This is a genomic window from Streptomyces sp. W16 (genome assembly GCF_033194735.1).
Lineage (GTDB): Bacteria > Actinomycetota > Actinomycetes > Streptomycetales > Streptomycetaceae > Streptomyces.
This window is the reverse complement of the sequence record NZ_JAWOAI010000322.1, coordinates 1-11,600: the sequence shown is the minus strand read 5'-3', so window position 1 is coordinate 11,600 and position 11,600 is coordinate 1. Positions and strand designations below refer to the sequence as shown.

The following is an 11,600-nucleotide window of genomic DNA, read 5'->3' as shown; positions in this document are numbered from 1 at the left end:
CCGCCCCGCGCGCGTCAGTGTTCGCGCGGGGCAGGCACCACGCGCTCCACCTCGGGGTGCACGATGAGCAGCTGCCGCATGGCCGCCTCGGCCGCCGCGCCGTCACCGGCGGCGAGGGCGTCGACGATCCGGGCGTGGTGCCCCAGGGAGGCGTCGGTCGGGCGGTCACAGCCCGTGACCGGGCCGCCGGAGACCTGGAGGGCCGACGAGACGATCCCGGAAAGGTGCTCCAGCATGCGGTTGCCCGCGACCTGGATGAGCAGCGAGTGGAACTCGGCGTCCGCGCGGGAGAAGGTCAGCGCGTCACCCTGCCCCATGGCGTGGCCCATGATCTCGACCATGTCGCAGAGACGCTGCTGGACATCCTCGCGCCCGTGCCCGGCGGCGAGGCGCGCGGCGAGCGGCTCGATCGTCCAGCGCAGCTCGCTCAGCTCGCGGCGCTGGTTGTCGCGCTGCGGGCCGAAGGCGCGCCACTCGATGATGTCCGGGTCGAGGAGGTTCCAGTCGCTGACGGGACGCACGCGCGTGCCGACGTTCGGGCGGGCGCTGACCAGGCCCTTGGCCTCCAGGACGCGCAGCGACTCGCGGACGACGGTGCGGGAGACCTCGAAACGCTGGCCGATCTCCTCGGGCACCAGTGGGCGGTCGGCGCCCAGGTCGCCGGAAACGATCATCTGGCCCAGCTGCTGGACGAGTTGGCCGTGCAGTCCGCGTCCGCGGTTGCCCGCGGCACGACGGCCAACGCGGCCCAGCTCGGGGTCGGAACCGTCCCAGGAAGGGGCTCCGAGGCGCTCGGTGACGGGCGCCTCGGCATAGGGGTAGCGGTCGAGTTCGCCCGGGCCGGCGAGACCGGAGTCTGCGGAGCGGGCGGCGGTCATCATGGTGTGCGCAAGGGTACTCACGGATCCTTTGTCGGCGCTGGCTCCAACTCCCTTGAGGTCTTTGGTGAAAAGCACACGAAAGGGTGATCGCTCACCCCGTCGCAATTGACGCCTTATCGGAAAGAAATGGGCTTTCTCCGGGGAGTTGTGCGCAGAGCGGGACCCGAAGGGTGCGCGCGGTCGTCATCGGACCCTGCTACGCAGGGTCATGAGCAGATACGCGCAGAGCAGAGCGGTCAGCGACAACGTCAGTGCCCCGCCCACGGGTTGGACGATCATTCGCGCCGCCGCGGACAGATACCGCTCACCCCCGAAGGGCCACTGCAGCAGGAACACCTTCCGCATCCGCAGGGGAAAGCCCGCTGCGGCCCGCACGGCCGACCCTTCCAACGCCTTGTGCACGAGGGGTACGACGAGAATCGGTACGGCGACCACCGCGGCGAGCCCTGCCGTGGTGGACCGGAAGATGCCCGCGGCCAGCACTCCGGCCCAAGCGCACCCGACGACCAGGCCGATCCAACTCGCGCTCACCGAAAGCCAGTCGGCGGGAACCTGCGCGAGCTCCCGTCCGTATACGAGATAGAGCACTTCGGCGTCGCACCCCACCGCGAGGAAGCCCAGCAGCAGCGCGGTGGCCGCGGAGACGAGGAGCTTCGCGAGGAGCAGCCCCATCCGCTGGGGCACGGTGCCGCGGTCCGCCGCCAGGGCGGGGTGACGGAACTCGTCGCCGAAGGCGAACGCCCCGAGCAGTCCCGCGCCGAGCGCCGCGGGCGGCAGCGGCAGTTCTCGTGGCCACGCGGCCAGCAGGCGCGGCTGCGGGGTGTGTCCGATGCGGGCCAACAGCAGTGCGGTGAGGGCGGACACGACGAGTACGGCGGCCCCGGTCAGGAACCCGGTGGCGATACCGGTCGCCCTGCGCAGCTCGTAGCGCAGCGGACGCAGCGGACTGGGGGCGGAGCGGACGGAGATGGGGGGCGGGAGCGGGGACAGGGCGTCGAGGGTGGCGGCTCGCGAAGGGCGCGGGACACACGCGGGGGGAGGTGTGCCGGTCGTCTCCTCGGGGTCGATGAGCGGGACCAGTCGGGAGCGGGCGGGACTCGGCGCGCGGGGGCTGGGTGTCGCATTGGGGCTTGTGGTGGTCGGCTGAGCCACGGGGTCAACGGCGGTGTCTCGCTGAGGGGTGACGGCCGGTGCCTGAACCTCGTACGGCGGGTGGGCTTGTGCGGCAGGTTCCGGTTCTTCGGCGGCGGAGGGCTCGGAGGTTGGCAGCGCAGGTGCGATCGGGCGCGACGACGGCTCGGCGAACGGCACGTCCGTGAGAGGCGATGCCGTCACGGGCGGCGATGAGGGGGCCGGCACTCGCGGTTCGTCGCCGGTTTCCGGCTCGCTCCGAAGGGACGTTCCGGCCCCGGGCCCCATGTCGCCGATCTCGTCGGCGAGTTGGTGTACGAGGATGTCGTGCCGGAACGCCGTCTCGCCGACGTCCGCGCACGTACTGCCGTACACGGACAGGCGGTTGCCCTCCTCACGTACGACTTCGACGGAGCGGTGCGTGGTGCGGGCCTCCTTGGCGAGGAGGGCAGCAAGACGGGCGGCATGCGGGGTGCGGACGGCGACGCGGGGGCGCAGCCGGGTGCGGGCGAAGTCTCCGGCCTCCTGGTCGGCGACGAGTCTGCCCTGTTCCAGGGTGACGACCCGGTCGGCGCTGCGGGCGGCCTCCTTGGGTTCGGCCGTGCTGAACAGGACCGTGCCGCCCTGGGCGGCGTGCGCGCGCAGCATGCCGTACAGCCAGCTGCTTTCGCGGGCGGAGAGCGCGTCCGCGGGTTCGTCCAGCACCAGTGTGTGCGGGTCGGACAGCAGGGCGCAGGCGAGGCCCAGGCGGCGGTCCATGCCGCGGGCAAGACTGCCGAGGCGTTCGTCGCGCAGGCTGACGAGGCCGACCACTTCGAGGACCTCGTCGGCGCGCCGGGCCGGAACGCCCGCCGCGGCACACAGCATCCGCAGGTGGCCCCGGACCGAGCGGGCCGGATGTCCTGGCACATCGCCCAGGAGGACGCCGACCTCGCGCGACGGGTGGGTGATGCGACGCAGGGGGCGCCCCCTGAAGTAGGTGATTCCACGCCCCTGTTGGAGTTCTAGCATGAGCCTGAGCGCGGTCGTCTTCCCCGCACCCGGTGCTCCGAGGAGTGCGGTGACGCTGCCCGCACGGGCCTCGAAGGAGACGTCGTCGACGGCGGGTGGATGCTCCTTGCGGGCGTTGCTGGTCAGTCCGAAGGCCTGGATCACCCACAGCAAGATAGCGCGCTATGTCCGTTTTTTCGGGTACCGAACGACCCGCACCGCAACGCTTGATCGCCCCGGTCGCGGCGCTACGACGTCACACCTCGGGGCGCAGCATCGGCGGGTTGAGCAGCGTGGCCCCGCCGGCCCGGAACAGCTGCGCCGGGCGTCCGCCCTGACGGGTCGTCGTACCGCCGGTGGGGACGAGGAAGCCGGGCGTGCCGGTCACCTTGCGGTGGAAGTTGCGCGGGTCGAGCGCCACTCCCCACACCGCCTCGTAGACGCGGCGCAGTTCACCGACGGTGAATTCGGTGGGGCAGAACGCCGTGGCCAGGGACGAGTACTCGATCTTCGAACGGGCGCGTTCCACCCCGTCGGACAGGATCTGCGCGTGATCGAAGGCGAGCGGCGCCACCGGGTCGCCGTCGCGCCCGAACCCGCCCTGTTGCAGCAACTCCTCGACAGGCGCCCAGCGCGCGTTGCTCGCGTCGCCGCCGGCGCGGGGTGCGGGCAGGTCGGGAGCGAGTGCGAGGTGGGCGACGCTGACGACGCGCATCCGCGGGTCGCGCTTGGGGTCGCCGTAGGTCGCGAGCTGCTCCAGATGCGCTCCGTTGTCCTGGACGGGGACCGCCGGGTCGTGGGCACGCAGTCCCGTCTCCTCGGCCAGCTCGCGGGCCGCGGCCTGGGCCAGATCCTCGTCGGCCCGCACGAAGCCGCCGGGTAGCGCCCAGCGCCCCTGAAAGGGCGGCTCGCCCCTGCGTACCGCCAGCCCGCACAGAGCATGGCGGCGCACGGTCAGCACGACCAGGTCCACGGTGACGGCGAAGGGCGGATAGGCTGACGGGTCGTAGGACATGCGGCGATCATAGTCGTCTGCCTGACGATAAACACTCCCTTCGTCGGTACCACCGTGGCTGATCCACTTCGGTGCGATACGCGGTTCTTCCTCCGCTTCCGGCCGTCGGCCGACAGGGACTCGTGCGAGGTCACGCTCCCAATTGCAGTCCGTCGGCCGCCTCCTCGACCATGGCGACACCGAGTCGGCCGACCCGTACGGAGAACGGGGCACCCGCGATCCGCAGTCCCGTCAGGCCGATCTCGCCCAGGGGCGCGCTGCGGACCGGCCGGAGGGTGACCGTCCCGGCGGGTGCGTCCGGGCGGATGCCCGCGAGGGTGGTCAGCAGCAGCACTCCGGCGGCGGCTGCCGTGGCCGCCGGGCGGCAGGCGGCCGGGTGCGGAAGGGGAGCGCTCCCGTCCGTGCGCTGCTCCCCCGCGTACATCTCGGGGAGCCGGTGTCCGAACGCCTCGGCCGCCGCCAGGACGCCCCGCAACAGCGAGGTGGCCTCCTTCTCGTAGCCGCCGGCGGCCAGACCCGCGACGGCGATCGCCGTCTCCTGCACCCGCACGGCGCCGCTCCGGTGACCGAACGGGCTGAATCCGGGTTCCTTCGCGCCCAGACCGCGCAGTCCCCAGCCCGAGTCCATGGCCGGGCCGCCGAGCAGCCTGGCGAGTTGTTCGGCCCGCGCCTTGTCGAGCAGGCCGGGTGCGTACTCGCCGCCGCCCAGCAGTCCGGTGTCGAGGAGATGGACCGCGGTCGCGCCGAGGTGCGGCACGAGGCGTCCGTCCTGAACCCGGGCCGCTGCCGGACGACCGCCGCCCAGGTCTCCGATCCAGAAGTCCGCGCGGAAGGCGGTGCGCAACTCCTGGGCCCATTGCCGAAGTCCGGCAGCACCGGGTCTGCCGAACGCGTCCAGCAGATCGGCTCCGAGCAGCGCTGCCCGGTGGGCGTGGGCCTGTGTCTCGCAGCGGACGGGTCCACCGGGGTGCGGGTCGCGCAGATAGGTACCGTCGCCCACGGTGGTCCGCAGCCAGGTCAGACAGCGCTCGGCGGCCGGCAGTAACTCCTGTGTCTCCTGCTCCGGGAGCCCCCAGCGGCGAGCCTCCGCGAGCAGCACCGGGAAGAGCAGGGTCGCCTCCGTCCCTGTGCAGCCCGGCGGCAGATGAGCGCCGGCATCGCGGCGCGGCCCCGGAATCATTCCGAACTGTGCTCCGGAGAGCGGGAGTTGGGTCCGAGCCACGGTTCGCAGTGTGCCTGCGGCGAGCCGCGTACCGAGGGGCAGCGTCATGCGGGCCGCCGTGAGCGACTCCGCCGGAGCCAGACCGCACCGCCAGGGCGCCCCGGCCGCGAGGTGTGTGTCGGAGGGGTGCGCGGGGTCGCGCAGCAGCAGTGCCTGCAGATCCTCGACGCTGGTTCGCAGAAGCGCCTGGACTCGGGGGTCGTCACCGGCCGCCCGTGCGGAGGCCAGTGGGCTGGTTGCCCCGTGGCCCACGGCCCGGACCGGTCCCGCGCCGTCCAGCCGTACCCGCAGTTCCACGCTCGCCGTACCGCCCGGTGGCAGTTCGAACTCCCAGCGCAGTAGGCCCGCGGAGGCCAGCGCGTCGGCGGGCGGCGGGTCGGCGGCGACCGTCGAGTTCCCGGTGGCACCGGACCAGCGCAGCCCGGAGTCGTGCACGCTGGCGGGGAGTTCGGGTCCCGTGCTGCCTGCGGCGATCGCGCCCAGGTCCGCCAGGTCGGTGCCGAGCGCCACCTCGACCGGCAGGCGCAGTGGGCGCCAGGACACGCTGCGCAGTGTGATGCGCTCGGTACCGTCGGCGTGCCGGGTCCGCTCGACCACGAGGTCGGGGTCCGGGCCGCAGTCGGGGGACACTCGCACGGTTCCCACGAAACGCGCGCGGTCGGTCGCCGTCATCCTGGCCTGCACCGCCAGCGGTTCACGTCCGGCCACCCGCACCTGACAGCGGGAGAGCACTCGCCGGCCCGCGCGGTAGAACCCCTCCAGTCCCCGGCCGTTCAGCTGACCCTGCTCGGTGGAGACGGCGAGCCCCGGGAGGGCGACGCAGATCAACGTGTTGTGGGTGGTCGGCAGTTCGACGGATCGGCGAGGCGTCGGACGAGGCGTGTGGGGCACGGGGCTCTGCGGCGGGGAGAGGGAAGAGGACCGGAGCGGGGACGGGGACGGGAGTGGCGGTGGACGGCGGACGCGGCCGGGCGCCGAGCCCTCTGCCGGCTGCGACGGCTGCGACAAGCCGCCACCTTGGCCGGTGAGGGAAGCGAGGCGCCGGTCCTGGTCCGCGAGCGACTCGGGGGCACCGGAGTCAGGGCGGTCACCGGCGTCGGAGGGCGGAGTCGGCTGATGCATGGGCGGCTTCTTCTGCGCTCTGTGCGCCTCGGACGTGTTCGGCGCCGGATGGAGAGTCCCGAGAGGACAAGGGCTGTACGGCGACACGACCCGATCAGGCGTTCCGCCACTCAGGTGAACGGAGCCGGGCTCCTCCTGGTCACGCCCGCGGCCCGGGAAGCCGACCGAATGGCGGCGGAGCGGAGGAGACAGACGGGCAGCATCGGTCCCCCTGCCTCGGCCCCCGCCAGTACTCACCTCGCGAGCGGGCATCGCCCCGAACTCGACGACCCAGCGGACCATGACCCCGAACACACCGAGGCCACTGACGACACCGAACCGCCCGCCTGACCGGAGGGACTGACCGCCACTCCCCCAACCCTTGATCATCCGTCCCCCTCAATACCGTTGCTCCCCGGCAGAGGCCGCTCCGAGCAGGTGTCGTGGCGCCGCGAACCGTTCTTCCCGGAGGTGCGGGCACGCGTGCCGCCGGGACGTGCGGTGCCCTGCGCCGGTGTGCGAGGACGGGAGCCGTCCAGTTCCGCAGAACGCGGACGACCCTCGACTCCGTCGGCGGCACGCGCGCGGCGCCGACGACGGGAAGCCGTGGGCGATGCCACCGGTGCCGGGATGCCTCCGGGACCGCTCGCACCCCGCGGTACGGAACCGTCGGTGGCCTCCGCGTCGCCCGCCCCATCGGCATCCATGCCCGCACGGTCCTTCCGTTCCGCGCGCAGGCAGCGGCGGATCGACTCCGGATCCAGGCCCTCGTTGCAGGCCTGATGCAGGAGGCGGGCGAACAGGTAGTCGGGGTCGGCACCCAGGGCCATGGCCAGGGCCTCGCGGGCCTCCAGGTCGTCGCCGGTCGACCAGGCGACCCAGCCCGCGAGTGTGAGAGGAGCCGCCGCGTGTTCGCCGTAGGGCCCGACGCAACGGCGGGCCAGCGCACGCCAGAGGCGCAGAGCCGGAACCGCCTCGTCGCCTTCCATCCATTCGGCCGCGCGGTCGCGGGTCGTACGGTCCTGAAGGCCGAGGATCAGCGTGGCCGCTTCGTCGTGGGCGAGCAGTTCGTCGTCGCGCAAGTCCGACTGGAGCGCGCCCGACACGGGTTCTGCCGCGGCGAACCGGCTCAGGATCAGCTGGGCGAGGTCCAGCGTTTCCTGCGCCACGTCCACTCGGTCGACGGCGTCGAGGATCCGGGGCACCAGGGCCATACCGGCGGCGTCCAGGGCGGCTTCCTGCTCCAGCACGGCAGCCGTCTCCCACGGCTGCAGCCTGCTGCGCAACTCGCGCAGTGTGCCGCGTACTTGGAGCCCCGCGTAGGTCGCCGCGGCAGCCAGCACGGAGGTGCCTGGCAGGCCCATCGGGGACCCGTCGACCGGGCAACATCCTTCGATCGGGCAGCAGTAGGACCAGAAGCGGCCGTCCGAGATGCAGAGTGCCTCGATGACCGTCACGTCGAGACGGCCGCACTCGGTGCGCAGGTTCTGCACCAGCGGACGCAGACGCTCCATGACCTCGCGCCCCGACTCGCCGGGCGCCGGTTCCTGGCAGACGTAGGCGATCATCTGCTCGGGCCGGGTGCCCCTGCGCTCGCTGCCGGTCACCAGGCCGTGGGCCAACTGCCGTGCTACGGGCTCCCAGTCGTCCGCGCCGGCGGGAATGCCCAGCCGGGCTCGGCCGCCGAACCGGCCCCGACCGCCGCGATCGTGCAGGGCAACGAGGACGATGCTGTCCTCGGGGCGGTATCCGAGGAGGTAGGGCAGGGCGTCGGCGAGTTCGGCCGGGGTGCGCAGGGTGACCTGGTGGTCGGCACCGTGTCGGTCGTACGCGGTGGGCTCGATGTCGCCGTTTTCGGAGGATCCGGTCGTTTCGCTGTGATTCGTCATGCGTTGACGATCTCGCGAATCGCCCCATTCCGCTTGAGCCTGTGGATAAGTCCGGTCAGGGGCACGTCATATGGAGTTCGGTGCGGCCAAGTCGGCCCCAGCGAGCAGGACATCGGCACCGGAATCGCACGCTCAGCCGCCTGACAACGCCGATCCCGATACGGGATATCAGCCCGCCGCAGCAAGGACCAGCGGAAGGACCTGTTCGCTGCCTGCCCGGCGGAGCAGGCGGGCGGCGACCGCCAGGGTCCAGCCGGAGTCGGTGTAGTCGTCCACGAGCAGGACGGGGCCGGGATTGGCGGCCAGGGCGCCGGCCAGTTCCCCGGAGACGGCGAAGGCGTCGGACAGCGCCCTGAGGCGTTGGGCGGAGTTGCTGCGGCGGGCCCCGTGCGTGCCGTCCGGGCCGGTGTGCGTCAGGGTGCCCAGGAGGGGGAGACGGCCAATGGTCGCGATGCCCTGGGCGAGGGAACCGACCAGTTGCGGACGGGCCAGGGACGGTACGGCCACGACCCCCACGGGACGGGCGGAGGCGTCGGTGGCATTCGGCGCCCAACCCCCAGGAGAACGCGCCCAGTCGGCGAGGACCGCCACCGCGGCCTTCAGGACGTCGTCGGGCACCGGGCCGTCGGGGGCGTTCTCGGCCAGGAGTGGGCGCAGCCGGTTGCCCCAGCCGATGTCCGAGAGGCGCCCCAGGGCACGCCCCGTGGAGCACTGGTCCTTGGCCGGGATACGTCCCTTGAGGTCGACGCCCAGCGCGGCCATTCCGGTCGGCCACATCCGGCGCGGCTCGATCTCCGTCCCCGGGCGGTCCAGTTCCTTCGTCGCCCCTGTCAGCGTCTCCGCCGAGACGGAGGAGTCGATCCAGGCTCCCGCGCAGTTGTCGCAACGGCCGCAGGGCACCGCCCCTTCGTCGTCCAGCTGTTGGCGCAGGAACTCCATCCGGCACTGGGACGTACTCACGTAGTCGCGCATGGCCTGCTGCTCGGCCGCTCGCTGCTTGGCCACCCAGGCGTACCGCTCGGCGTCGTACACCCACTCGGTTCCGGTGGCCGCCCAGCCGCCCTTCACGCGCTTGACCGCTCCGTCGACGTCCAGGACCTTCAGCATCGTCTCCAGGCGGCTGCGCCGGAGATCCACCGCTGTCTCCAGGGCCGGTACGGACAGCGGCCGACCCGCGTCGGCCAGGGCCGAGAGGGTCTGGCGGACCTGAGTCTCGGGCGGGAAGGCCGTATCGGCGAAGTAGCGCCAGATGGCCTCGTCCTCCCTGCCCGGCAGGAGCAGTACATCGGCGTGGGCCACGCCACGCCCCGCACGGCCGACCTGCTGGTAGTAGGCGATCGGCGAGGAGGGCGAGCCGAGGTGGACCACGAAGCCCAGGTCCGGCTTGTCGTAGCCCATACCCAGGGCCGACGTGGCGACCAGTGCCTTGACCCGGTTCTCCTGGAGGTCGATCTCGGCCTGCAGCCGGTCGGCGTTCTCCGTCTTCCCGGTGTACGAGGCCACCTTGAAGCCGCGTTGCCGCAGGAATGCGGTGGCCTCCTCGGCGGCGGCCACGGTGAGGGTGTAGATGATCCCCGAGCCGGCCAACTCGTCCAGGTGCTCGGCGAGCCAGGCCAAGCGGTGCGCGGCGTCCGGCAGTTGGACCACTCCCAGTCGCAGGCTCTCCCGCTCCAGCGGGCCGCGCAGCACCAGGGCCTCACCGGCGCCGGTGCCCAACTGCTCGGCCACATCGGCGGTCACGCGCGCGTTGGCGGTCGCTGTGGTGGCCAGCACCGGTACGCCTGTGGGCAGTTCGGCCAGCATCGCCCGCAGTCGGCGGTAGTCCGGGCGGAAGTCGTGTCCCCAGTCGGAGATGCAGTGGGCCTCGTCGACCACCAGCAGGCCGGTCGTGGCCGCGAGCCTGGGCAGCACCTGGTCCCGGAAATCCACGGAGTTGAGCCGCTCCGGGCTGACGAGGAGGACGTCGGTCTCGCCCTTTTCGACCTCCCCGTAGATGCTGTCCCACTCCTCCGGGTTGGCCGAGTTGATGGTGTGCGCCCGGATGCCGGCCCGTGCCGCCGACTCGACCTGGTTGCGCATCAGGGCCAGCAGCGGCGAGATGATCACCGTGGGCCCGGAGCCGCGCCGGCGCAGCAGGGCGGTGGCGACGAAGTACACCGCCGACTTGCCCCAGCCGGTGCGCTGCACCACCAGCGCGCGCCGACGCTCCTCCACGAGAGCCGCCACCGCCTGCCACTGGTCCTCACGCAGCCGCGCCGTACCGCTCGGATCACCGACCAGTTCGGCGAGGATGGCGTCGGCTTCGGCACGCAGCTCCTGGTTGCTCATGCCCCCATGCAACCTCACGCCACTGACAACGGCCCAATCCCCCGCCGCAGCGAAGAGGCGCTTCCGGCCGCCCTGACCGCTCCTCCCGGGCGCGCCACGCACCCGGGCCGACCTGCTCCCTCTGGACCTTCCGCGCCTCAATGGCGTACGAAAGTGTCGTGCTCGAACGTCCCAGGCGTCGCCGGACGACGCATTGGGTAGGGATATAAGCCATAGACCAGCAGATAAGGGGCTGTGGCCCCATTTGCTCGTTGCCGCATCCAAGTTCGACAGCAAGAATTGGAGTCCGCTCCCCGCACGGCTCGTCCGTGATCCGGTAGGGCTCTGCTGGGGTGTGCGCTCCCCCGAATCCGACCTCGCCCGCAGTGTGGGCGCGTAGCCGAAGGGAGGACCGTGACCTTCGGATTCGCTCCGTCCTCCGCGGCATCCACGTCGACGTCAGCCGACCTGTCCGCCGCTTCCGCCAACCCTCTGGCCCGTATGCTCGAACCCTCCGAGTGGGCCGCCGCCGGAATCCCGTTGCTGCGCAATCCCCGCGAGGTAGTCAGCGGGCTGCACTCCCGGCACCGCCCCAGACCGGCGACCGCGATCGTGGCCGTCCTCGACCCGGACGAACGGCTGCTCGCGAGCGCCTCGTTCGTCCGCCGGTCCGCCCCGGCCGACGGCTGGATGTTCCGCAACGCACTGCTCGCACAGTTGCGTCGGGTCATCCCGCACGACCTGCGTCGCCGCACCCCGGTGCGCACCGCCGTGCTGCTGTACTGCCGTGAGGGCGACGCGCGTTGGACGCAGGAGGACGGGGCGTGGATGTGGGGGCTGCGTGACGCCTGCACGCTGCACGGGCTGCGCTGCGGGGCGTACATCACGCTGACCCGTGACGGCTGGCAGGTGCTCGGCGAGGGGCGTGGGGGCCGACGCCCGAGCGCGGACTCGACGCCGGAACCTTTCGCCATGTCCGAGGTACCGCCCCTGCTGCCCCGCACCGGCGGCGCCGCCTCGGAGGTCCTGCGCCGCGCCGCGGCCCGCTGAAACCCGGTCCGGGC

Annotated in this window: 7 protein-coding genes; 1 reads left to right on the top strand and 6 read right to left on the bottom strand. The window is 72.2% G+C overall.

All coding sequences use genetic code 11. From position 1 onward, the window contains the following. Positions 1–14: 14 nt before the first annotated feature. The 6 genes from R6V09_RS33560 to R6V09_RS33535 form a co-directional block, all read right to left on the bottom strand. On the bottom strand, positions 15–902 hold the full coding sequence (locus R6V09_RS33560; protein ID WP_317885232.1) for a FadR/GntR family transcriptional regulator: 888 nt from the start codon (positions 900–902) through the stop codon (positions 15–17). A 162-nt stretch (positions 903–1,064) separates the two neighbouring features. Next, a complete protein-coding gene (locus R6V09_RS33555; RefSeq protein ID WP_317885231.1) occupies positions 1,065–3,167 on the bottom strand; it encodes an ATP-binding cassette domain-containing protein in 2,103 nt (700 codons plus the stop codon). A gap of 91 nt (positions 3,168–3,258) precedes the next feature. Continuing rightward, positions 3,259–4,017, bottom strand: coding sequence for an NUDIX hydrolase (locus R6V09_RS33550; protein WP_200716443.1), 759 nt, complete (start codon positions 4,015–4,017; stop codon positions 3,259–3,261). A 130-nt stretch (positions 4,018–4,147) separates the two neighbouring features. Then, entirely contained in the window at positions 4,148–6,361 is a 2,214-nt protein-coding gene (locus R6V09_RS33545; RefSeq protein WP_442810203.1) for a glycogen debranching N-terminal domain-containing protein, read from the bottom strand. A gap of 365 nt (positions 6,362–6,726) precedes the next feature. Then, a complete protein-coding gene (locus R6V09_RS33540; RefSeq protein ID WP_317885229.1) occupies positions 6,727–8,229 on the bottom strand; it encodes a DUF4192 domain-containing protein in 1,503 nt (500 codons plus the stop codon). 168 nt (positions 8,230–8,397) lie between these two features. After that, a complete protein-coding gene (locus R6V09_RS33535; protein WP_317885228.1) occupies positions 8,398–10,557 on the bottom strand; it encodes a RecQ family ATP-dependent DNA helicase in 2,160 nt (719 codons plus the stop codon). Positions 10,558–10,950: 393 nt separating this feature from the next. On the opposite strand from R6V09_RS33535, the gene R6V09_RS33530 reads away from it, so the two are divergent. Continuing rightward, the gene (locus R6V09_RS33530; RefSeq protein WP_317885227.1) at positions 10,951–11,586 is read left to right on the top strand and encodes a hypothetical protein; all 636 of its coding nucleotides are present in this window, start codon (positions 10,951–10,953) and stop codon (positions 11,584–11,586) included. Positions 11,587–11,600 lie beyond the last annotated feature (14 nt).